This is a genomic window from Sphingomonas sp. CFBP 13728, assembly GCF_014841895.1.
In the GTDB taxonomy this organism is placed as follows: Bacteria; Pseudomonadota; Alphaproteobacteria; order Sphingomonadales; family Sphingomonadaceae; genus Sphingomonas.
Genome location: NZ_JACYUS010000002.1, coordinates 378,031 through 400,892, shown reverse-complemented (window position 1 = coordinate 400,892; position 22,862 = coordinate 378,031). Strand labels below are relative to the sequence as shown.

20 protein-coding genes are annotated in these 22,862 nt (G+C 67.0%); 9 read left to right on the top strand and 11 right to left on the bottom strand.

Annotated features, from left to right (window positions below; all coding sequences use genetic code 11):
• The first annotated feature begins 46 nt into the window (after positions 1 to 46).
• From hisS to IFT67_RS10605, 4 genes are all read left to right on the top strand, one after another.
• Positions 47 to 1,378, top strand: a complete 1,332-nt coding sequence (gene hisS, locus IFT67_RS10620; RefSeq protein ID WP_244647319.1) for a histidine--tRNA ligase — start codon at positions 47 to 49, stop codon at positions 1,376 to 1,378.
• Complete coding sequence (gene prfA / locus IFT67_RS10615; protein ID WP_192238290.1) at positions 1,375 to 2,448, top strand: peptide chain release factor 1; 1,074 nt, start codon at positions 1,375 to 1,377, stop codon at positions 2,446 to 2,448. Before hisS ends, prfA begins: the two co-directional genes overlap by 4 nt.
• Before the next feature lie 81 nt (positions 2,449 to 2,529).
• Positions 2,530 to 3,393 carry a peptide chain release factor N(5)-glutamine methyltransferase gene (gene prmC, locus IFT67_RS10610; protein ID WP_192238289.1) on the top strand — a complete coding sequence of 288 codons (864 nt, stop codon included), beginning with the start codon at positions 2,530 to 2,532 and terminating at the stop codon, positions 3,391 to 3,393.
• A 256-nt stretch (positions 3,394 to 3,649) separates the two neighbouring features.
• Positions 3,650 to 4,882 carry a DUF4167 domain-containing protein gene (locus IFT67_RS10605; protein ID WP_192238288.1) on the top strand — a complete coding sequence of 411 codons (1,233 nt, stop codon included), beginning with the start codon at positions 3,650 to 3,652 and terminating at the stop codon, positions 4,880 to 4,882.
• Positions 4,883 to 5,069: 187 nt separating this feature from the next.
• Here IFT67_RS10605 and IFT67_RS10600 read toward each other — a convergent pair whose 3' ends face one another.
• Positions 5,070 to 5,414, bottom strand: coding sequence for a hypothetical protein (locus IFT67_RS10600; RefSeq protein WP_244647318.1), 345 nt, complete (start codon positions 5,412 to 5,414; stop codon positions 5,070 to 5,072).
• A 47-nt stretch (positions 5,415 to 5,461) separates the two neighbouring features.
• Here IFT67_RS10600 and IFT67_RS10595 point away from each other — a divergent pair, with 47 nt between their 5' ends.
• Positions 5,462 to 5,887, top strand: a complete 426-nt coding sequence (locus IFT67_RS10595) for a CBS domain-containing protein (protein WP_192238287.1) — start codon at positions 5,462 to 5,464, stop codon at positions 5,885 to 5,887.
• A gap of 113 nt (positions 5,888 to 6,000) precedes the next feature.
• Here the strand turns inward: IFT67_RS10595 and IFT67_RS10590 are convergent, their stop codons facing one another.
• The 4 genes from IFT67_RS10590 to xseA all read right to left on the bottom strand — a co-directional run bounded on the left by IFT67_RS10590 (position 6,001) and on the right by xseA (position 8,827).
• Positions 6,001 to 6,216, bottom strand: coding sequence for a hypothetical protein (locus IFT67_RS10590; RefSeq protein WP_192238286.1), 216 nt, complete (start codon positions 6,214 to 6,216; stop codon positions 6,001 to 6,003).
• Positions 6,217 to 6,353: 137 nt separating this feature from the next.
• Entirely contained in the window at positions 6,354 to 7,193 is an 840-nt protein-coding gene (locus IFT67_RS10585; RefSeq protein ID WP_192238285.1) for a M23 family metallopeptidase, read from the bottom strand.
• Positions 7,190 to 7,390, bottom strand: a complete 201-nt coding sequence (locus IFT67_RS10580) for a DUF2093 domain-containing protein (protein WP_136188720.1) — start codon at positions 7,388 to 7,390, stop codon at positions 7,190 to 7,192. Before IFT67_RS10580 ends, IFT67_RS10585 begins: the two co-directional genes overlap by 4 nt.
• 12 nt (positions 7,391 to 7,402) lie before the next feature.
• Complete coding sequence (xseA, locus tag IFT67_RS10575; protein WP_192238284.1) at positions 7,403 to 8,827, bottom strand: exodeoxyribonuclease VII large subunit; 1,425 nt, start codon at positions 8,825 to 8,827, stop codon at positions 7,403 to 7,405.
• On the opposite strand from xseA, the gene purD reads away from it, so the two are divergent.
• The 3 genes from purD (at position 8,826) to IFT67_RS10560 (ending at position 12,325) form a co-directional block, all read left to right on the top strand.
• Positions 8,826 to 10,088: a phosphoribosylamine--glycine ligase gene (gene purD / locus IFT67_RS10570; protein WP_192238283.1), complete on the top strand. Its 1,263-nt coding sequence runs from the start codon at positions 8,826 to 8,828 to the stop codon at positions 10,086 to 10,088. The genes xseA and purD overlap by 2 nt on opposite strands.
• Before the next feature lie 193 nt (positions 10,089 to 10,281).
• A complete protein-coding gene (locus IFT67_RS10565) occupies positions 10,282 to 11,052 on the top strand; it encodes a helix-hairpin-helix domain-containing protein (RefSeq protein WP_192238282.1) in 771 nt (256 codons plus the stop codon).
• A 169-nt stretch (positions 11,053 to 11,221) separates the two neighbouring features.
• Positions 11,222 to 12,325 (top strand): MlaA family lipoprotein, encoded by a 1,104-nt coding sequence (locus tag IFT67_RS10560; RefSeq protein ID WP_244647317.1) that lies wholly within the window; start codon positions 11,222 to 11,224, stop codon positions 12,323 to 12,325.
• 397 nt (positions 12,326 to 12,722) lie between these two features.
• Here the strand turns inward: IFT67_RS10560 and IFT67_RS10555 are convergent, their stop codons facing one another.
• Positions 12,723 to 14,024, bottom strand: a complete 1,302-nt coding sequence (locus tag IFT67_RS10555) for a hemolysin family protein (RefSeq protein ID WP_192238281.1) — start codon at positions 14,022 to 14,024, stop codon at positions 12,723 to 12,725.
• 195 nt (positions 14,025 to 14,219) lie between these two features.
• Between IFT67_RS10555 and IFT67_RS10550 the strand changes: the two genes are divergently transcribed.
• A complete protein-coding gene (locus IFT67_RS10550) occupies positions 14,220 to 14,894 on the top strand; it encodes a YiaD family glycine zipper/OmpA-like lipoprotein (protein WP_120300741.1) in 675 nt (224 codons plus the stop codon).
• Positions 14,895 to 15,049: 155 nt separating this feature from the next.
• Here the strand turns inward: IFT67_RS10550 and IFT67_RS10545 are convergent, their stop codons facing one another.
• The 5 genes from IFT67_RS10545 to IFT67_RS10525 all read right to left on the bottom strand — a co-directional run bounded on the left by IFT67_RS10545 (position 15,050) and on the right by IFT67_RS10525 (position 22,835).
• Positions 15,050 to 15,397 (bottom strand): tRNA-binding protein, encoded by a 348-nt coding sequence (locus IFT67_RS10545; RefSeq protein ID WP_192238280.1) that lies wholly within the window; start codon positions 15,395 to 15,397, stop codon positions 15,050 to 15,052.
• Complete coding sequence (locus IFT67_RS10540; RefSeq protein ID WP_056054264.1) at positions 15,384 to 16,058, bottom strand: glutathione S-transferase family protein; 675 nt, start codon at positions 16,056 to 16,058, stop codon at positions 15,384 to 15,386. The genes IFT67_RS10545 and IFT67_RS10540 overlap by 14 nt, the downstream gene beginning before the upstream one ends.
• 239 nt (positions 16,059 to 16,297) lie before the next feature.
• Positions 16,298 to 20,812 carry a glutamate synthase large subunit gene (gltB, locus tag IFT67_RS10535; RefSeq protein WP_192238279.1) on the bottom strand — a complete coding sequence of 1,505 codons (4,515 nt, stop codon included), beginning with the start codon at positions 20,810 to 20,812 and terminating at the stop codon, positions 16,298 to 16,300.
• Positions 20,813 to 20,814: 2 nt separating this feature from the next.
• Positions 20,815 to 21,435 (bottom strand): DUF2059 domain-containing protein, encoded by a 621-nt coding sequence (locus IFT67_RS10530; RefSeq protein WP_192238278.1) that lies wholly within the window; start codon positions 21,433 to 21,435, stop codon positions 20,815 to 20,817.
• The gene (locus IFT67_RS10525; protein WP_192238277.1) at positions 21,393 to 22,835 is read right to left on the bottom strand and encodes an NAD(P)-dependent oxidoreductase; all 1,443 of its coding nucleotides are present in this window, start codon (positions 22,833 to 22,835) and stop codon (positions 21,393 to 21,395) included. The genes IFT67_RS10530 and IFT67_RS10525 overlap by 43 nt, the downstream gene beginning before the upstream one ends.
• Positions 22,836 to 22,862 lie beyond the last annotated feature (27 nt).

The window sequence follows — 22,862 nt, the reverse complement described above, 5'->3', positions numbered from 1 at the left end:
ACAGCGCTAGCGCTTAGCGGGGACGTCGCCTAGATACGCGCGCATCATGGCCAAGACAGAAACCCCGCGCCGCATCCGTGGCACCCAGGACATTTTCGGCGACGAGCAGCGCCGGTTCGCGCATGTCCTGTCGACGTTCGAGCGCGTGCGGGCGCTGTATTGCTTCCAGCGCGTCGATATCCCGGTGTTCGAGTCGACGGCGGTGTTCGCGCGCTCGCTCGGCGAGACGACCGATGTCGTGTCGAAGGAGATGTACACGTTCGAGGATCGCGGCGGGGACTCGCTCACGCTCCGCCCGGAGTTCACCGCCGGCATCGCCCGCGCCTATCTGACCGAAGGCTGGCAGCAGTTCGCGCCGATGAAGCTCACCACCAGCGGGCCTGTGTTTCGCTACGAGCGCCCGCAAAAGGGGCGCTTCCGCCAGTTCCACCAGATCGACGCCGAGGTGATCGGTGCGGCCGAGCCGGCGGCGGACGTCGAGCTGCTCGTGCTCGCGGACCAGCTGCTGCGCGAACTCGGCATTTCCGAGGGCGTGACGTTGCAGCTCAACACGCTGGGCGACGCGGCGACGCGCGACGCCTGGCGCGAGGCGCTGGTCGCGCATTTCGAAGCGCATCGCGGCGAACTGTCCGAGGACAGCCTGACCCGGCTCGAAAAGAACCCGATGCGGATCCTCGACTCGAAGGACCCGCGCGACCGCCCGATCGCCGACAGCGCACCGGACATCGACGCGTATCTGACGGACGAGGCACGCGCGTTCTTCGAAGCGGTGACCGCTGGGCTCGACGCAGCGGGTGTCGCGTGGGAGCGCAACGCGCGGCTGGTGCGCGGCCTCGATTACTACCGCCACACCGCGTTCGAGTTCGTGACCGACCGGCTGGGCTCGCAGGGGACCGTGCTGGCAGGTGGTCGGTATGACGGGCTGATCGGCTCGCTCGGCGGTCCGGAGACGGCGGGCGTTGGCTGGGCCGCGGGTGTCGAACGGCTGGCTATGTTGCTGGAGGAACCGGCAGCTCCCGAAATTGAAATCGTGGTAGTTCCTGCCGATCCAACTGCTTGGGATGTCGCCAATGCTTTGGTTGCCGGTTTTCGGCGTGCCGGAATTGTGACTGACATGGCATATAAGGGAAATCTCAAGCGGCGCCTGTCCAAGGCAGATGCTCAGAATGCCTATATGGCTATCATCGTCGGTGAGAAAGAAATCGAAAAGCAGGCATACACGCTGAAATTGTTACGTACGGGTGGGCAACTTGCGATTCCTGTCGGCCGTTTTGCCGCCGTACAGGGGTTAGTCCGCGAGACCGCATGGAGGCGTGACAAGGGCGCATCTGTTCGAACGATTTTGACGGAAGCGTTTGGGATTGGCGTCGACGAATGACCCAGATCTCCCCCGACCGCATCCGCGCGATCGAGGCGCGGCGTGATGAGCTGCAGGCGCTGATGTCGACCGGCGATCTCCCGTCCGACCGCTTCGTCGCGGTGTCGAAGGAATATGCCGAGCTCGAACCCGTCGCCCAGGCCGCCACCGAAGTACGCCGGCTACGGCAGGAGGCGGAGAGCCTCGCGTTCATGGCCGAGGATGCCGACGACGAACTCCGCGCGATGGCGTCGGACGAGCTGCACGAGAACCGCACGCTGCTTGAAACCGCGGATCGGAAACTCGCGCTCGCGCTGCTGCCGCGCGACTCCGCCGACGAACGCGCGGCGATGCTCGAGATCCGCGCCGGCACCGGCGGCGACGAGGCCGCGCTGTTCGCGGGCGATCTGTTCCGCATGTACCAGCGCTATGCCGAATCGCAGGGCTGGCGGGTCGAGATGATCTCCGGATCGTCGTCCGACGCGGGCGGCTTCAAGGAAGTCGTCGCCAGCGTCACCGGCCAGGGCGTGTTCGCCAAGCTCAAGTTCGAAAGCGGCGTCCACCGCGTCCAGCGTGTGCCCACCACCGAGGCCGGCGGCCGGATCCACACCTCGGCGGCGACCGTCGCGGTGCTGCCCGAGGCGGAGGAGGTCGACGTCAAGATCGACGACAAGGACCTGCGCATCGACGTCTATCGCTCGTCGGGGCCGGGCGGCCAGTCGGTCAACACCACCGACAGCGCGGTGCGGATCGTCCACATCCCGACCGGGCTGACGGTGATCCAGCAGGACGAGAAGTCGCAGCACAAGAACAAGGCAAAGGCCCTCCGCGTGCTCCGGACGCGCCTGTACGAAGCGGAGCGTGACCGGTTGCATGCCGAGCGCGCGGGCGCGCGGAAGTCGATGGTCGGCTCGGGCGATCGTTCGGAACGGATCCGGACGTATAATTTCCCGCAAGGCCGCGTGACCGATCACCGCATCAACCTGACGCTGCACCGCCTGCCGGAGATCGTCGCGGGCGAGATGGACGAACTGATCGGCGCGCTGGTCGCGCAGGACGAAGCGGACCGCCTGGCGCAGCTGGATGGCTGAGCGTTCCCCAGCCGCAACGGCATTCCCCTCCCGCTTGCGGGAGGGGTTAGGGGAGGGGCTTCTTGCTAAGGGTATCGCCCGGTGACAGCCCCTCCCCCGACCCCTCCCGCAAGCGGGAGGGGAGCAGTACGTGCAGCGATCGCCACCGCCGCCGCACGGTTCGCCTTCTCCGCCACCTCGCGTCTCGACGCGGAACTGCTGATGGCGCACGCACTCGGCGTCGAGCGCAACGCGATCCTCCTCGACCCGGATCGCTACGCCGTCCCAGACACGTTCCCCGCACTCGTCGAACGCCGCCTCCGTCACGAGCCGATCGCCTACATCACCGGCACCCGCGGCTTCTGGTCGATCGACCTCGCCGTCGGCCCTGGCGCACTCGTCCCTCGCGCCGACAGCGAAACACTCCTGATCGCCGCCCAAGCGCACTTCGCCGGCCGCGCCCCCGCGACAATACTCGACCTCGGCACCGGCCCCGGCACCCTACTTCTCGCCGCGCTCGACGAATGGCCCGCGCAAGGCCTCGGCGTAGACTATTCCCCCCAAGCGCTCGCCTACGCCCGCGCCAACGCCGCAACCCTCGGCATGGCCGACCGCGCGCACTTCATCCGCGGCAGCTGGGCCAGCGCGATCGTCGGCGAGTTCGACCTGATCCTCGCCAACCCGCCCTACATCGCTACCAACGAGCAACTCCCGCCCGAAGTCCAGAACCACGAACCCCACGCCGCGCTCTTCGCCGGCGCAGACGGGCTCGACGACTACCGCATCCTCGCCGAGCAGCTCCCCGCGCTGATCGCCCCCGGCGGCGCGGCGGTCATCGAGATCGGCTCGACACAGGCTCCCCCCGTCACCACGTTGCTCGAAGCGCGAGGTCTGCACGTCGCGCTCCACCACGACTATGGCGGCAACGCGCGTGCGTTAGTGGCAACCCACGCCCCCGCGACTTGAACAATATGGCGCTAAACCTCACATTTCGCTTGTAGTAGGTCCCTTGCGGCCGCTATCACGCGGGCAGGGGCACGCACTCTCGACGATTGGTCGGTTTAGAGCGATGACCCGCATCCTTCGCTTTGAGGTCGCTGCAGTCCGGCGGCCCTGGCAAGTTCGACGCACCGATCTCGTCTAGATCGTCGGTGCGCGACGGGGGTTTGCACCGCATTTCGGAGCACGACCAGATTTTGGTTCGACGACTGAGGACACAAGCTTGATCAACAACCGGCAAGCCGGCCGCCGTCGCGGTCGTGGCAACAATAATAATGGCGGCGGCGGTAGTGGTGGCGGTCAACGCCAGGGTGGCGGCGGCGGCCAGGGTGGTCGCGATACCGGCAACCGCATCGACAGCCGCGCGCGCGGCAACGCGAGCCAGCTGTACGAGAAGTACAAGAACCTCGCGCGCGACGCGCAGCAGCAGGGCGACCGCGTCAACATCGAATATTACCTCCAGTTCGCGGACCATTATTTCCGCGTCCTGAGCGAAACCCGCGCCCGCTTCGAAGAGAGCCAGCCGCAGGCGCAGCAGCAGCCACGCCGCCAGCAGCCGTTCGATCTCGACGGCGACGACGATTACGGCGACGAGGGCGAACCGATCCGCTCCGGCGAGCAGCAGGGTACGCCCGAGCAGGCTCGTGGTGAGCAGAATGGCGGCCAGCAGAACGGCCAGTACCAGAACGCGCCCCGTCAGAGCCGTGAGAACCAGGCTCGCGACAACCAGAACCGCGAGGACCGCCCTCAGCGTGAAGATCGACCGCAGCGCGAAGAGCGTCCGCGGTACGAGAACAATCGTTATGAAGGCCAGCGTAACGAGGCGCAGCCGCGCAATGAGGGCCAGCGCGAAGACCGCGTCCGTGGCGACAACCCGCGCAACCAGCGCAACGCCCCGCGTGATGCTCAGCCGCGCGACGACCGCAACGGCGAGGAGCAGGGCCAGACTCGCGAAGCGCAGGCTCGCGAGAATCAGGCTCGTGAGAACCAGCCCCGCGACGAGCAGGTCCGCGAACCCCGCAGCGATTACCGCGATGCGCCGCAGCGTGAGACGATCCGCCGCACGCCCCGCGTGAGCGCACCGGTCGCCAACGCCAACCAGGATTCGGAAGCCGATGCGGTCCGTTCGGTAACCGACACCACCGAGCAGGCCACTCAGCCAGCCGAAGCCGTCGAGACGACGATGCCCGTCGCCGCTACCGAGGAGCAGCCCCGCCGCCGCGGTCGCCCGCGTCGCGATCGCAGCCTCGACGCACCGGTTGCGCAGGACGAAGGCGCGCCGACGGCGTTCGACGCGGATCGCCTGCCGCCATCGCTCGGCATTTCGGCAACCGTCGCGCCGACGCCAGCGCCAACCCCGGCCACCGAAGCGGCTCCGGCCGCCGACGTCGCCGTCGAGGAAAAGCCCCGCCGCCGCCGTGTTCGCGCGGTGCCGGACGAAGTCCAGGCAGGCTGATTCCATCGCCCCGGATCACTCCGGGATGTCGAAGGCTTGAGAAAGGTCGGTACTGCGTCGAGCGGTACCGACCTTTTTTATGTTCGGATCAGGCGAGAGGCAGGTACCGGTCCCGGCCAGAGCAGGGGTACGGGCAGGAGCAGGGGCAGGGGGCCAGTATCAGGTCATGCGATCGCTCGCCGTCCGCTCACTCGATCCGCGCGACATCCTCGTCATGCCCGCTTCCCGAACTCAGGAACGCGAGCCCCATCAGCAGTCCGGCCATCATCACCGATCCGCCGACTCCGCCGATCACCGTCAACATCGTCACCAGATGCAGCGGCCCCTGGAGGTGCGCCATCGCCACGATCACCGCCGCGACGCAGATCGCCGCGGCCAGCACCATCCACGCCATGATCCCGCGAAACCGTGCCCAGGCGAACGCGGCATACTGTGGATCGTCGAGGCCGACTGGTAAGCGGTCCGACGGTTCTGGCGGCGGTCCGGGCGTAGGCGCGCGATCGGTCATCGCTTCCCATTGCCGCGCAAACATGGTTTCCTCAACCCACGCGCACCAGACGCAAGTGAGGAGAGGCGAAGATGACGATCGCGGCGATCCTGAAGGACAAGGGCGACATACAGTCGCTGGCACCGGACTCTACGGTGGCCGAGGCGGTGGCGCTGCTTGCGGAGAAGCGGATCGGCGCAGCGCCGGTGCTCGATGGCGGCCGCGTCGTCGGTATCTTCTCGGAGCGCGATGTCATCCATTGCTTGCAGTCCGATGGTGCAGCGGCGCTGGAACGGCGGATCGGTGACGTGATGACCACCGCAGTGAAGTCGATCGGCCCCAACGAGTCGGCGATCGGCGCGTTGTCACTGATGACTCAGCGGCGGATCCGGCACCTTCCGGTGATCGAGGGCGACGTGCTGGTCGGGTTCGTGTCGATCGGCGACCTCGTCAAATACCGCATCGACCGGATCGAAGCCGACGCCGCGGCGATGCGCGAATACATCCAGTCCGCGTGACCGGAGGAATTGGTCCCGGGCTTGTTCGCCGCGCAGCGGGTCTTTCTGGGCACGCCGGCGGCATGACGGAAGTGGTAAGCAGTCGCATCCGATGAAGTCGGCATCGGAGAACATCACGCGGCATAACGACCGTTACCGAGTCGTCGCGCCTCGCCAAGGCCGGCCGGCACGTCGAGTACGGGGCGGAGATAGCGTATCAGGCCGCGCCGGCCACTGTGCCGCAGGATCGAGGCTCGACGGATCAATTCCGATCGCCAACCGTCACTTGGACCGACGACGTCGCCGAGCGTCAGGCGACGCGAGCAGCGATGGCGGATGGCATCGAGCACACGACGCGCTCGAGGGCGGTGAACTTGGCTCGTGGTAAAGCATCGCGCAGAATCGAAACGAGCTGGTTGCGTATTACTGCGCGCGTGAGGCGCGTTGCGCACGCTGGATACGCTCGCCGGGTAGAACCAGCCGCGCGTTATCGCATCGGTTCTGCGACCAGCATCGGATCGAGCTTGGCGTCGCTCCAGCGGAGCGCCCAGTGAAGATGGGGACCAGTCGCGCGGCCGGTCATGCCGACTGCACCGATCGGCTGACCTTTTGTCACATGATCGCCGAGCTTCACGTCGATCCGCGAGAGGTGCAGGAATGCGCTATTCAGGCCCATGCCATGGTCGAGCATCAGGAGGTTGCCCTCCAGCGTGAAGGGGTGATCGGCGGCGAGGATGACGACGCCGTCGGCCGGGGCGGTGACGATCGCACCGGTGGGTTTCGCTATGTCGGTGCCCGAATGATAGCTGCCGGGTTCGCCCTTGTAGATGCGCTGCGATCCGAACAACCCGGAGATGCGACCGGTGGCGGGCCATGCGAAAACTTGGCGCCAGCCCTGGGCGTCAGTGGTGCGCGCGCGCGCGGCGACGATCTGGGCGAGTTCGGGGGGGCGAAGTTTCGCGAAGACCGGGTCGGGCGCGGGAAATTTGGGGAGCGTGTCGAGGCGCTCGATCCGCCACGCCCGCGGCGCGATCGTCAAAGGCTGGGATATGGTGCGGCCGTCGGCAAGCGTGGCCGTCAGTGTCGCTTGCGACCCCGCATCGCGGTCGAAGCCGGCGATGAAGCGGCCGTCGGGGGAGAGCGCGATCGGCTTGCCGTTGAGCGCGAGCGTGCGCGTACCGGCGGGAGCGGTGCCGAGGATCAGTCCGCCTTGGCTGAGCGTGCCGGTCCAACGGAAGGCGGACTGGAGCGCGGTATTCGAGGGCGGTGCTTGCTGGGCGGCGGCTCTGGATGCAGCCAGCAGGACGAGCACCGCCGTGCGGATCATCGTGGGGCCATCGCTTCGCTGGCAGCCGTCGCGGTGGAATAGGCTTCCTGGCGCGCGACGCTCCAGTAGCGCAAGTCTTCGAGCGCGATGCGGTGGCCGGTGGCGGCGCAGGCGACGTGGTCGCCTGGGCTGAGCACGCGGAAACCGTTGGCCATATAGTGCAGGCGCGCGGCGCGGTCGGAGTTGGACATCAGCATGGCAGGTCTTCTCTACAGCAGGGTCGGCTGGCGCGGCGCCGGATCAGGCGCGGGCTTGGCCTTGGGGGCAGCATAGGTTTTGGCGGCGGGGCGCTCAAGGCCAGTGTCCGTCACCGCGTCCACCACGCCGTCGCGGAAGTGGAGCGTCAGCGTCCTTGCATCGCGCGCCGACGTCGCCGACGCGAGCGTCTCGCCGCCGGGCCGCGCGGTGACGCGCGCATAGCCGCGGTCGAGGATCGCGTCGGGGTTGAGCGACTGGACGAGGCGCCACGTCGCATCGAGCTGCGCACGTTTCGCTTCGAGCTTGCGCTCCAGCGTGGCAGGTCGGAGTGCGGCACCCGAGCGGTCCAGGCTACCGCGCGCGAGGGTAAGCCTACGCTCGAGCCCGCGATCCAACCGCTGGCTAAAGTCGTCGGCACGCTGGCGTTGCGGCCCGAGCAACTGGTCGCGCTTAGGCAGCAACCGCGCGAGCGCATCGAGCCGCTCACGCCCACGCTCGACATGACGCCGCGCACACCGCTCGGTCCGGTTGCGGTGGCTGTCGATCGTCAGCCGCAGGTCGGCGAGTACCGGCACCGCGATCTCGGCGGCGGCTGTCGGCGTCGGTGCGCGCAGGTCGGCGGCGAAATCGCACAAGGTGGTGTCGGTCTCATGCCCGACTGCGGAGATGATCGGGATCGTGCAGCCGGCGACGGCGCGGACCACGACCTCCTCGTTGAACGACCAGAGATCCTCGACCGAGCCACCGCCGCGCGCGACGATCACCAGGTCGGGGCGCGGCACCGGGCCGCCGGGGACGATCGCGTCGAACCCGCGCACCGCGGCGGCGATCTCGGCGGCGGAACCCTCGCCCTGCACCTTGACCGGCCAGACGATGACGTGCGTCGGGCAGCGATCCTCGAGGCGGTGGAGAATATCGCGGATCACCGCGCCGGTGCCCGATGTGACGACGCCGATCACCTTCGGCATGAACGGCAGGCGCTTTTTCCGCGTGCCGTCGAAGAGCCCCTCGCCCGCCAGCTTAGCCTTCAGTTTCTCCAGCAGCGCCATCAGCGCGCCGGCGCCCGCCAGTTCCATCCGCTCGATGACGATCTGGTATTTCGAGCGGCCGGGATAGGTGGTGAGCTTGCCGGTCGCGATCACCTCGATGCCGTCCTGCGGCACGAAGGCGAGGCTCGACGCATTGCCCTTCCAGATCACACCGTCGATCACCGCCTGATCGTCCTTGAGCGACATGTAGCAATGCCCGGAGGCGACGCGCTTCCAGCCCGAAATCTCGCCGCGCAGCCGGACATGACCGAATTCGCCCTCGACCATCCGCTTCAGCTTTAACGCGAGTTCGCCGACCGACATGGCGAGTGCGTTGTCGCCGGCGACCGGCTCGGCTACCAGCCGCCCCATGTCGCTGGACACATCATCGGAAAAGGGATCGGGCATGAACGTCCTGCTGCTGGGCTCGGGGGGGCGCGAACATGCGCTCGCGTGGAAGCTGGTGCAATCTCGCGGCCTCGATACGCTGTATGCCGCGCCGGGCAACCCCGGGATTGCGCGTGTTGCGACGCTCGTGCCGCTCGATGCGACGGATCATCGCGCGGTGGTCGCGTTCGTGCGCGAGCATGAGGTCGGACTGGTCGTCATCGGGCCCGAGGCGCCGCTGGTCGACGGACTGGCGGACTCGCTGCGCGCTGCGGACGTTCCGGTGTTGGGGCCTTCGAAGGCGGCGGCGCAACTTGAGGGGTCGAAGGGCTTCACCAAGGACCTGTGCCTTCGCGCCGGCATTCCGACCGCGGGCTATGTCCGTGTGAAGAGCCGCGAAGAGGCGGATATCGCGCTCGCCCGCACCTTCTCGCTGCCGGTCGTCATCAAGGCGGACGGCTTGGCTGCGGGGAAGGGCGTGGTCATCGCGTTCAGCACGGCCGAAGCCGATGCCGCGCTCGACGCGCTGTTTGCGGACGGCGAAGCCGAGGCGGTGATCGAGGAGTTCCTCGAGGGCGAGGAGGCGAGTCTCTTCGCACTGACCGACGGCGTTTCGCTGATGCCGTTCGGCTCGGCGCAGGATCACAAGCGCGTCGGCGAGGGCGATACCGGGCCGAACACCGGCGGGATGGGCGCGTACAGCCCTGCGCTCGTGCTGACGCCCGCGCTGGAGAAGCGCGCGATCGACGAGATCGTCGCGCCGACGGTCGCGACGATGGCGGCGGAGGGCATGCCGTTCTCGGGCGTGCTGTACGCAGGGCTGATGCTGACGCCGCAGGGGCCCAAGCTGATCGAGTATAACGCGCGGTTCGGGGATCCCGAGACGCAGGTGCTGATGATGCGCTTCGAGGGCGACCTGCTCGCGACGATGCTGGCCACAGCGGAAGGACGGCTTGGCGATATGCCCGCGGCGCAGTTCAGCGACGAGACCGCGCTGACGGTGGTGATGGCGGCAGAGGGGTATCCGGGGACTCACAAGGCCGGCGGATCGATCGTCGGGCTGGATTCCGCGCGGGCTGCGGGCGGTACGGTGTTCCACGCAGGCACGCGGCTTGAGGACGGTGGGCTGGTCGCATCGGGCGGGCGCGTACTGGCAGTGACGGCGACCGGCGACGACGTCGCGACGGCGCAGGCCAACGCCTACCGCGCGGTCGAGGCGATCGATTTCGCGGAAGGCTTCTACCGCCGCGACATCGGCTGGCGCGAGATCGCGCGCGGATGATTCGTCTCGATCCTCCCCCGCAGGGGGAGGTGGCTGGCGCTTGCCAGACGGAGGGGGAAGTAAGCAAAACCCCTGTTCCGTTTCCTCCCCCTCCGTCACCTTCGGCGACACCTCCCCCTTGCGGGGGAGGATCGTCATACGAGCCAGCCGATTAGGTCTCGCCGCCCTTCGCGCGTGACGCTACGGTATGGCAATGAACGAAACTTCCGCGACCTCCGCCTCGGGCCTGAGCCTGCTGCCCGACGGCATCGCCACGCTGACGGCGATTCACTTCACGATCATCGCCGTCGTCGCGATCCTCGTCGTGATCGGGCTGATCTGGGGCATCCGGGCCAAGCGCAGCCGCACCAAGGCCGCGCACGACGTGATCGCCAATGCCGAGGAGGCCGGCGTTCCGCCCGAGCCGGTCTCGGCAAAACCACCCGAGCCGATTGCGGCGAAACCAGAGATCGAGCCACGCAAGGCCGAGCAATCCCAGGTGCAGACGCAGGCGCCGATCGCGCTGGTTGCGCCGCCCCCGTCTGCACCCGTGCGCAGTGCGCCCGAACCTACGCCGGTCTTGCGCGACGACGATGCGCCGCAAACGCACGATCGTCTGGCTGACGAACCGACCGCCGCCGCGTCGCCCTCGGTGGCAACCCCGGCAATTGAAACTGCCGCACCCGCACCCGTAGCGCCACCCAAACAGGCGCCGATCGCACCCGCAGCACCGGCGCAGTCCTATGCGGACGGCCCCGTCACGCAATTGAAGGGGCTCGGGCCGAAGGTTGCGGCACAGCTTGGCGCGCTCGGCGTCGCGACCGTCGGCGAGATGGCGGCGCTGTCGGACAGCGAGGCGCAGCGCATCGACGCGCAGCTCGGCAACTTCACCGGCCGGATGGGCCGCGACCGCTGGATCGAGCAGGCGCGGTTGCTGGCGGCTGGCGACAAGGCCGGCTTCGAAGCGGTGTTCGGCAAGCTCTGAGCGAGGCCTTCGCGCGAGACGACCCACGCCGGGATCGCGCGCGATCGGTTAACTGCGATCCGCACGCGCGGATGACGATTGGCTCTATGCTCCACGCGCGCCGACGGGCATGTCAGGCGCGTCGCATCTCGATGTAGGAGAGCGGCCGATAACAGGGCGATGAGTGCACATGCTGGTAACGATGAGCGCAATGCTGTTGACGGCTGCCCCCGTTTACGTGGCAGCCGTACCAATCGCGTTGCCCGGCGACGCCGCGCGCGTGGTGCTGCCCGGCGCGGTGCTGTCGCTATTTTCCAACGACTTCCCGGACGCCGCGTCGATGGCGGTGTCGCCGCTTGCCCTCACCGCGTCGCTTCCGGCGATCGAGATTTTCGCCCAAGGGCTGCCGACGCAGGATATTCCGCCGGTCGGCCCCACCCCGTTGGGGACGCCGCCTGCCGACCGGGCGCATAACGACATCGTCGTTACCGGCCGCAAGGAGAGCGCGGGCGATCCGCTGCGCGCGGTCAACGCCGAGTCGTTCGCGGTGACGCAGAAGGTCGACGACGCGGTGATCGGTCCGGTCGCGCGGACCTACAAGAAGACCGTGCCGAGCCCCATTCGGCGCGGCATCCACAATTTCCTCTACAATCTGCGCGAGCCGATCGTCTTCCTCAACTTCCTGCTCCAGTTCAAGCCCGGCAAGGCAGCCGAGACGGTCGGGCGGTTCGCGATCAACACGACGATCGGCGTGGCCGGCGTGCTCGACATGGCCAAGAAGAAGCCGTTCCACCTGCCGCGACGGTCGAACGGGTTCGCCAACACGCTTGGCTATTACGGGGTCAAGAACGGCCCGTTCCTGTTCCTGCCGCTGGTTGGACCGACGACGATCCGCGACCTGCTGGGCGGTGCGGTCGATCGCCTGATCCTGCCTGTCGCCATCGGCAAGCCGTTCACCAGCACGGCGTACGCGATCCCCGCGGGTATCCTGGGCGCGCTCGATCATCGGTCGGAATTCGACCAAACGCTGAAGGACCTGCACGACAACTCGCCCGATCCGTATGCAGCGACGCGCGCCTTCTATCTCAACCGGCGACAGGCGGAGATCGACCATCTCCACGGGCGGGTCGAGGGCGATCCGGCGGGGATGTCAGGGCCGCCGCCGAGCGTGGTACCGTTCGTGCCGAGTGACCTGGAGCCTGGGGCGAGGCCGGTTTCGGAGGTGCCTGAAAAGACTCCGGTGGTCGAGACGCCGGCGGTTGATGCGAAGCCGGCGGCCGAAACCGGTCAGTAAAGGGGACGGAGCCGAACGCTCCCGTCGTCCTCTCCCGTTCGTGCTGAGTAGAGACCGAGTAGCTCCGTCAGGAGCGTATCGAGGGCTCGTATCGAAGCATGGGTTCCGCGTGCCAACCTGTCCTTCGATACGCCGCTTCGACAAGCTCAGCGGCTACTCAGGACGAACGGATTGTGGGGTCAGCGGGTCCTCGGCGCGTGTGGCACGAGTACCTGAGTGAAGAGCGACTACCCACCCTACCCTATCACCACCCCGAAGGCCGGGGCCCAGTTGGGGGTTGTTGAAAACTAGCGACTGCGCTCCGTTACCGCGACCTTGCCAACCGGGCCCCGGCCTCCGCCGGGGTGGTGCAGAACGGAGGCGCCGTGTTCTAACTTACCCGCGCCGCGCTAGACCCTCAGACTTCGCTCACCAACAACTTGTCGATGCGGCGGCCGTCGAGGTCGACGATCTCGAACTTCCAGCCCTGTTCGACGAAGCTTTCGCCCTCGCCCGGCAGATGGCGGAACACCGACAGCGCGAGGCCCGCGACGGTCGCGTAGTCGCGGTCCTCGGGTAGGTCGATACCAAGCCGGTCGGCGAGCGAGTCCGCCGCCATCGTGCCTGCCACCAGCAACGAGCCGTCGTCGCGCACCACGACCGAAGGCGCATCGTCCGGATCGGAGTCCGACTTGAACTCACCGGCGATCGCCGCGAGCAGATCGGCCGGCGTGACGATGCCTTCGAAATGGCCGTATTCGTCGTGGATCAGCGCCATCGGCACTTCGGCTTCGCGCAGCGCCAGCAGCGCGTCCATCGCGTCGATCTGGTCGATCACCACCGGGGCTTTGCGCATCAGCGCGCGCAGGTCGATCGGCTCGCCGCGGAACAGCGCGGCGGCGATGTCGCGCGCCTGGACGACGCCCTTGACCGTATCGATCGAGCCTTCGCCGACCGGCAGGCGGGTGTGCTGCGAAGCGAGCAGCGTCTCGCGGATCTCGTCGGGGCCCCAGTCGCAGTCGAGCCAGTCGATCTCCGTGCGCGGCGTCATCACTTCGCGCACCGGGCGGTCGGCGAGGCGGACGACGCCGGAGATGATCGACCGCTCATGCTCCTCGATGATCCCCGACTTCGACGCCTCGGCGACGATCATGTGGAGTTCTTCGGCGGTGACGTGCTCTTCCGATTCGCGGTTCAGGCGGAGCGCGCGGAAGATCAGCGCGCTGGTCGAATCGAGTACCCAGACGATCGGCGCGGTGCCGATCGCGAGCCAGCGCATGACGGGCGCCATGAACGAGGCGATCGCCTCGGGCGCGCGCAGTGCGAACTGCTTGGGAACGAGCTCGCCGATGATCAGCGACGCATAGGTGGTGAGGCCGATGACGATCGCGAACCCGGCGGTCTGTGCGGTCGAGGCGGACAGGCCCCACGCCTGCAACCGCGCGGCGGTCGGCATGCCGAGGCTGGAGCCCGAATACGCACCTGCGAGGATGCCGATCAGCGTGATGCCGATCTGGACGGTCGAGAGGAACTTGCCGGGGTCGGCGGCGAGCACGAGCGCGGCGCGCGCGCCCTTCTTGCCCGAGCGCGCCATAGCCTCGAGCCGCGCTTTCCGCGCGGAGACGATCGCGAGTTCGCTCATCGCGAACACGCCGTTCAACGCGACGAGCGCGAGGATGATCGCGACGTCGATCCAGGGGAAGGGGGGAAGCGGTGCCATTGGCTCACTCGCTCTTTGCAGGACAACGGTCCGTCGCACAACCGTCCTTACGTACTGGCTTGCGCATACTCGACATCGGAACGCGAAGATGGTCAGGCTCGGTTCAGTGCGCAGGCGGAACAATCGTCGCGACACCGGGTTATCGGGCGTATCGGGCACGAAGCCGTCATTCGTCATGTCTCAGGGAGATTATCTATGAAAACCAAGATGTTCGCAGGCGCTGCAATCGCGGCATTGATCGCCACCAGCGGTTGCACCACCGATCCGGAGACCGGTCGCCAGACGATTTCCAAGACCGCGCTGGGCGGCATCGGCGGCGCGCTGGGCGGCTATCTGCTCGGCGACGTGGTCGGTGGACGGCACGACCGGACCGAGAAGCTGCTCGGCGCGGGCATCGGCGGTCTCGCGGGTGCGGGCATCGGCGCATATATGGACAAGCAGGAGCGCGACCTGCGCGCGCGCACTGCCGGCACCGACGTGCAGGTGATCCGCCAAGGTGACGACCTGGTGCTGAACATCCCGTCGGGCATCACCTTCGCGTATGACAGCGCCAACGTGCAGCCGCAGTTCCAGCGCACCCTCGACCAGGTCGCGGATACGTTGTCGCAGTACAACCAGACCTATATCGACGTGTACGGGCATACCGATTCGACCGGTAGCGACGCGTACAACCAGACGCTGTCGGAGCGCCGCGCGCGGTCGGTCGCGGATTATCTGGCGGGTCACGGCGTGCAGACTGCGCGTATCGGCACGCGCGGCTACGGCGAAACGCAGCCGATCGCGTCGAACGACACCGATGCCGGGCGCGCCGCAAACCGTCGCGTCGAGGTGAAGATCGTGCCGATCACGCAGAACGACCTGCGTCAGTAAGCGGGCTTGGGGGGCTGCGGGCGCTGTTGGTCCGTCGCCCCGCCCCAACCATCGTCATCCCCGCGTAGGCGGGGATCCATATTTTCGGCGGTCAGCGGTTCTAGCCGACAGGCTAGCCAGTATGGGTCCCCGCCTCCGCGGGGATGACGGGATGGTTAGAACAGTCGCCCGCCGTTCGGGACCGGTCCGGTCGGCGAGATCAGCACGACCTTCCCGTCCGCATCGGGGAAGCCGAGCGTCAGGACTTCGGACATCATCGGGCCGATCTGACGCGGCGGGAAGTTGACCACCGCGGCGACCTGGCGGCCGACCAGCGTCTCCGGCGTATAATGCTCGGTGATCTGCGCGGACGAGCGCTTCACGCCGATCTCGTCGCCGAAATCGATCCGCAGCTTGATCGCGGGCTTGCGCGCTTCGGGGAATTGTTCGGCCTCGACGATCGTGCCGACGCGGATGTCGACCTTCTCGAAGTCCGGATACGCGATGACGTCAGAAATCGACATTGTCGTAGTGCGCCGGGGGTGAGATCAGCTCCATCCGTTCGGACAGCAGCGGGCGGAAGCTCGGGCGGCTCTTGAAGCCGCGATACCACCGCGCGGTCTGGTCGTGGCCCTTCCAGTCGATCCCGCCGAGATAATCGGTGACGGATATCTGCGCGGCCGCCGCCAGATCGGCGAGGCTCATTGTCGCGCCGCCGAGCCAATTCCGGTGGTCGAGCAGGTAGTCCATATAATCGAGATGCCCGACCGCGGCCTTCATCGCCTCGCGCAAGCCCTTCGCGTCGGGCGCGGTGCGGTGCGCGAGGCGCTTGACCATGCGTTCGTGGAGCAGCGGCCCGGTGACGTCGCGGTAGAAATGCGTGTCGAACCAGGTGACCAGCCGGCGGATCTCGGCGCGGTTGGTCGCGGTGCCGTTGATCATCGCCGCCTTCTCGACGGTTTCCTCGAAGAATTCGCAGATCGCCATCGAATCGATCAGCGGCGCGACACCGCGCGACGCGTCGACCATCACCGGGGTCTGGCCGGCGGGGTTCATGTCCATGAACTCATCACGGCGGTCCCAGGGCGATTCGCGCACCAGTTCGTAGCCGACCCCCTTCTCGCCCAGCAGCAGGCGCACCTTTCGCGAGAAGGGACACAGGGGAAATTGATAAAGCTGCCACATGCCATCCGTTTAGGCGGTGGGGGGCGGGTGTGTCACTAGCGCGGGTTGGCGTCGCGTAAGAAGATTTGGTTCACGCGGAGACGCGGAGACGCGGAGGTGTTGCGTTCGCAGCGAGCGAAGCGCCTTCACCACCGATCACAATAGGAGAGATGCAGAGGGAATTTAGCTCCGCGTCTCCGCGTGAACCCCTCTAACTTACACCACCCCAGCGGGCGCCGGGGTGGTGGGAGGGCTTGGGCTTATTCCGCCGCAACCAGTTCCGCGCTGTCGTCCAGTGGGTGCGACAAGCGCGTCAGCATTTCCTTCGGCACGATCTGCCAGAAATGTGGAGCCACGCGGTCCCAGTCCTCCAGCAGGCCCTTCGACCATTTGCTGTCCGTATGGTCCGCATGATCCCGGACCAAGTCGAGTAGCACGTCGGCCCAGTGGAGCGACTTCACGCGATCCCAGGTGATGTTCTCCGGGTTGGCGCGCTTCGCGAAGACGCCGTCGGGGTCGTAGACGAACGCCATCCCGCCGGTCATCCCGGCGCCGAAGTTCGCGCCGACCGCGCCGAGCACTACGGCGATGCCGTTGGTCATGTACTCGCACCCGTTCGCGCCGCAGCCTTCGACGACCACGATCGCGCCCGAGTTGCGGACCGCGAAGCGCTCGCCCGCCTGCCCCGCCGCGAACAGCCGGCCGGAGGTCGCGCCGTAGAGCACGGTGTTACCGATGATCGTGTTGTCCTGCGACGCCAAGGGCGAACTCACCGCCGGGCGAACGATGATCGTGCCGCCCGAAAGCCCCTTGCCGACGTAATCGTTCGAATCGCCGAACACCTCGAGCGTGATGCCCTTGCACAGGAACGCACCGAGCGACTGGCCTGCCGACCCACGCAGACGGATCGTCACGTGGTTGTCCGCCAGTGTCGACATCCCGAACTTCCGCGTGATCTCCGACGACAGCCGCGTGCCGACCGCGCGGTGCGTGTTGCGCACCGAATAGGTCAGCTGCATCTTCTCGCCGCGCGAGAACACCGCGGACGCGTCCTTGATGATCTGCGCGTCGAGGCTGTCGGGCACTTCATTGCGGAAGGTCGAGAGCGAGAACCGGCGCTGCGAATCGTCGGCATCGACCTTCGCCAGGATTGGGTTGAGATCGAGATCGTCGAGATGCTCCGCCCCGCGGCTGACCTGCCGCAGCAATTCGGTGCGGCCGATCACGTCATCGAGGCTTTTCACGCCGAGCCGCGCGAGGATGTCGCGGACTTCCTCGGCGATGAAGGTCATCAGGTTGATCACCTTCTCGGGCGTGCCGACGAACTTCTGCCGAAGCGCGTCGTTCTGCGTGCAGATGCCGACCGGGCACGTGTTCGAGTGGCATTGCCGCACCATGATGCAGCCCATCGCGACCAGCGACAGCGTGCCGATCCCGAACTCCTCCGCGCCAAGGATCGCGGCGATCACGATGTCGCGACCGGTCTTCAGCCCGCCATCGGTCCGCAGCCGCACGCGACCGCGCAAGCCGTTGAGCGTCAGCACCTGGTTGACCTCCGACAGGCCCATCTCCCACGGCGTGCCGGCATATTTGATCGAGGTCTGGGGCGACGCGCCGGTGCCGCCGACATGGCCGGCGATCAGGATCACGTCGGCATGCGCCTTCGCCACACCCGCCGCGACCGTGCCGATACCCGCCGACGAGACGAGTTTCACGCAGACGCGAGCACGCGGGTTGATCTGCTTGAGATCGTAGATGAGCTGGGCGAGATCCTCGATCGAGTAGATGTCGTGATGCGGCGGCGGCGAAATTAGCGTCACGCCGGGCGTCGCATGGCGCAGCTTGGCGATGAACTCGGTGACCTTGAAGCCGGGCAGCTGGCCGCCTTCGCCGGGCTTGGCGCCCTGCGCGACCTTGACCTCGATCTCCTCGCACGCGTTCAGATATTCCGCCGTCACGCCGAACCGGCCGGACGCGACCTGCTTGATCGACGAGTTGGCGTTGTCGCCGTTCGCGTACGGCACGAAGCGCGACTTGTCCTCCCCGCCCTCGCCCGACACGGCCTTAGCGCCGATCCGGTTCATCGCGATCGCCAACGTCTCGTGCGCCTCCGGTGACAGCGCGCCGAGCGACATGCCGGGCGTCACGAAACGCTTGCGGATTTCGGTGATCGCCTCGACCTGGTCGACCGGCACGCCCTCCGCGGGGAAGTTGAACTGAAGCAGATCGCGCAGATACACCGGCGGCAGGTCGGACACGCCGCGCGAAAACTGCAGATAGCTCGTATAGCTGTCGGTCGCGACCGCGGTCTGCAGCAGGTGCATCAGCTGGGCAGAATAGGCGTGCGTCTCACCGGTGTGGCGTTGGCGATAGAAGCCGCCGATCGGCAGCGTGGCGACCGCCGGATCGAATGCCGCTTCGTGGCGATCGGTCGCGTTGACGTGGAGCGAGGCATAGCCCTCGCCGCTGATCTTGGCGGGCATGCCGGGGAACAGGTCGTTCACCAGGCTGCGCGAGAGGCCGACCGCCTCGAAATTATAGCCGCCGCGGTAGGACGAGATGACCGCGATGCCCATCTTCGACATGATCTTGAGCAGCCCCTCCTCGACCGCGACGCGGTGGCGGCGGAGGCATTCGGCGAGGTCGAGATCGCCGAACAGCCCGCGCGACTGGCGATCGACGATCGCGGCTTCGGCGAGATACGCGTTCACGGTGGTCGCGCCGACGCCGATCAGCACGGCATAATAATGCGTGTCGAGGCATTCGGCCGAGCGGACGTTGATCGACGCGTAGGACCGAAGCCCGCGACGAACGAGGTGCGTGTGCACCGCGGCGACCGCGAGCACGCCGGCGATACCGACGCGGTCTTCGCTGATCGCCTCGTCGGTGAGGAAGATCTCGCTCTTGCCCTGGCGGACGGCTTGTTCGGCCTCATTGCGGATCCGCTGGATCGCCGCGCGGAGCTTTTCGGGGCCACCACCGACGTCGAACGTGCAGTCGATCTCGGCAACCGCGTTACCGAAATGTGCCTTCAACCGCGACCAATGCTCGCCCGTCAGCACGGGGGAATCGAGCACCAGCACGCGCTCGCGCTGGTCGCGCACGTCGAGGATGTTGGCGAGATTGCCGAACCGCGTTTTGAGCGACATCACGTGGCGTTCGCGCAACGGATCGATCGGCGGATTCGTCACCTGCGAGAAGTTCTGGCGGAAGAACTGGCTGATCAGTCGCGGCTTGTCGGAGATGACCGCGAGCGGCGTATCGTCGCCCATCGAGCCGATCGCTTCCTTCGCGGATTCGACCATCGGCGACAGGATCAACTCCATGTCCTCCATCGTCTGGCCCGCCGCGACCTGACGACGGGCTAGTTCGGCGCGGTCGTAGCGCACCACGGCGTCCTCGACCGAGGGCAGGTCGGCGAGCGTGTGGAACTCACCGATCATCGCGGCGTAATCCGCCTCACCCGAGATGCGATCCTTCACTTCGCGATCCTGGAGCAGGCGCCCTTCGTCAAGGTCGACCGCGATCATCTCGCCCGGCCCGAGGCGGCCCTTGGCGACGATCGTCGATTCGGGAACGACGACCATGCCGCTCTCGGAGCCGACGATCAGCAGGCCGTCGGAGGTCAGCGTGTAGCGGAGCGGACGCAGCGCGTTGCGGTCCATGCCCGCGACCGCCCAGCGGCCATCGGTCATCGCCAGCGCGGCCGGGCCGTCCCACGGCTCCATCACCGACGCGAGATACTGATACATCGCGGTATGTTCGGGCGGCATGTCCGGGCTGGCGGCCTCGGGGACCAGCATCAGCTTGGCGGTCGGCGCATCGCGGCCCGAGCGGCAGATCGCCTCGAACACGGCATCCAGCGCGGCGGTGTCGGACGCGCCCGCCGGGATCACCGGCTTGATGTCCTCCGAATTGTCGCCGAACGCGAGGCTCGCCATGCGGATCTCGTGGCTGAGCATCCAGTTCTTGTTGCCGCGGATCGTGTTGATCTCGCCGTTATGCGCGAGACAGCGGAACGGTTGCGCCAGCCACCATTGCGGGAAGGTGTTGGTCGAATAGCGCTGATGGAAGATCGCGACGCGGCTCTCGAAGCGCTGGTCGCACAGGTCCGGATAGAAGACGGACAGTGATTCGGCGAGGAACAGCCCCTTGTAGATGATCGAACGGCACGACAGCGAGCAGATGTAGAAGCCCTGGATCTGCGCCGCGATCACGCGCTTCTCGATCCGGCGGCGGACGAGATACAGCGTCTTCTCGAACTCGGCGGCGTCCTGTTCCTCGGGCAAGGGCCCGGCGATCATGATCTGCTCGATCTCGGGACGCGTTGCCTGCGCCTTCTGGCCGATCACCGACACGTCGACCGGCACCTGGCGCCAGCCATAGATGGTGTAGCCCGCCTCGATGATCGCGCTCTCGACGATCGTCCGGCAATCCTCCTGCGCGCCGAGATCGGTGCGCGGGAGGAAGATCATGCCGACCGCGAGACGGTTCGGGCGAACCTTGTGCCCCGAGGCAGCAACCGCATCATCGAAGAAACGCAACGGCAGGTCGATGTGGAGGCCCGCGCCATCACCGGTCTTGCCGTCCGCATCGACCGCACCGCGGTGCCACACGGCTTTGAGCGCATCGACCGCAGACTGCACGACGCGCCGCGACGCACGGCCATCGGTAGCGGCGACGAGGCCTACGCCACACGCATCGCCCTCGAATTCGGGGCGGTACATACCGTGCTCGGCGAGACGGGCGCGTTGATCGGTGATGAAATCGGTCATCGTCACTTCTTCTTCTCTTCGGGCGTGGCAGCCTGCTTGGCGAACTCGGCGACATCGGCCTGCATGTGCGCCATCGAGGATTGCATCATCGACCGCTGCCAGGCGGCGACGTCTGGGTCGGCCATGATCGTCAGCGATTGCTGCATGTACGCACGGCCGCTCGGCGTCGCGAAGAACGCCTTAATGTCGCGGCATTGGGCGACATCGAAGCGGCGCGCATAGGCGCGCGCCATCGCCTCGACCATTCCCGGCAATCCGTCGCGCATCAGCGTCATCGTGCGCGCCTGCTGCCGTTCCATAAAGGTGGCAAATCGCGTCTGCATCTCCGGATGGTCCGCCATCGCACTGCTGAACATCGGGCTCTGCGCCATGCCCTGCTGCAGGTTGCCGAGCATCGGCGCGATCATGCTTTCGATCATCCGTTCACGCGATTCGGGCGGCATCAGCACGTTAATCAGCTCGCGCGCTGCCGCGAGGCGGGCCGGATCGGGCGCCGTGACGGCGACAGGCGATGCTTGCGCATGCGCCGCCGAAGGCAACATTGCGCCCGCCAGTAACACGGCGCTGAGAAACCCGTGCCTCATGCCGCAACCTTCGCGCTCGCCGCCTTGGTCTTCAGCCATTTGTGCATCGTTGCCGCGACATCACGGCCGTCGCGGATCGCCCAGACGACGAGGCTAGCACCGCGGACGATGTCGCCGGCCGCGAACACGCCGTCGAGCGACGTCATCAGCGTCTTGCCGTCGACCAGCACGGTGCCCCAGCGGCTCACGCCCAGTTCCGGCGTTGCGAACAGCGTTGGCAGGTCCTCGGCATCGAAGCCGAGTGCCTTGATGACGAGGTCGGCGTCGACGGAATAGTCGCCGGCGGGATCGGGTTCGGGTGCGCGGCGGCCGCTTGCGTCGGGCGCGCCCAAGCGCATTTTCCGGACCTTGACGCTCGACACGGTGTCGCCGCCGTCGAAGCTCTGCGGGCCGGACAGCCAGACGAACTCGACGCCTTCCTCCTCGGCATTGGCGACTTCGCGCTGCGATCCCGGCATGTTGGCGCGGTCGCGACGGTAGAGGCATTTCACAGACTTGGCACCTTGGCGGATCGCGGTGCGGACGCAGTCCATCGCGGTGTCGCCGCCGCCGATCACGACGACGTCCTTGCCCTCCGCATTGAGGCTGCCGTCGTCGAATGCAGGGACGGCATCGCCGAAGCCCTTGCGGTTCGAGGCGACGAGGAAGTCGAGTGCCGGCACCACACCGTTCGATCCGCCACCCGGCAGGTCCATCGCGCGTGCCTTGTAGACGCCGGTCGCGATCAGGATCGCGTCGTGGCGCTGGCGGAGATCGTCGAGGCTCGCATCGTCGCCGACCGCGAAGCCTTCGTGGAAGACGATGCCGGCAGCCTTGAGGCGCTCGACGCGGCGCATGACGATGGGCTTTTCGAGCTTGAAGCCGGGGATGCCGTAGGTGAGCAACCCGCCCGCGCGGTCGTAGCGATCATAGACGTGGACGTCATAGCCGTGCCCGCGCAGATATTCCGCCGCGGTCAGGCCCGCCGGTCCCGCACCGATCACGCCGACCGACTGGCCGCGCGACTTGCCGGGCACCAGCGGTTCGACCCAGCCATTCTCCCAGGCGGTGTCGGTGATGAACTTCTCGACCGAACCAATCGTGACCGCGCCGTGCCCGGTGAATTCGATGACGCAATTGCCTTCGCATAGCCGGTCCTGCGGACAGATCCGGCCGCAGATCTCGGGCATGGTCGAGGTCGCGTTGCTCAGCTCATACGCTTCGCGCAACCGACCTTCCGCGGTCAGCCGGAGCCAGTCGGGGATATGGTTGTGCAGCGGGCAATGGACCGAGCAATAGGGCACCCCGCACTGCGAGCAGCGTCCGGCCTGTTCCTCGGCGGGCTCAACCGCGTATCGCTGAGCGATCTCGCGGAAATCCTCCTGCCGCTCATCCGCGGTGCGCTTTGCCGGATAGGATTGCTCCCGCCCGACAAACTTTAGCATCGAATCGTTCGCCATACATGCCTCCGACAGCCGCGTTATTGC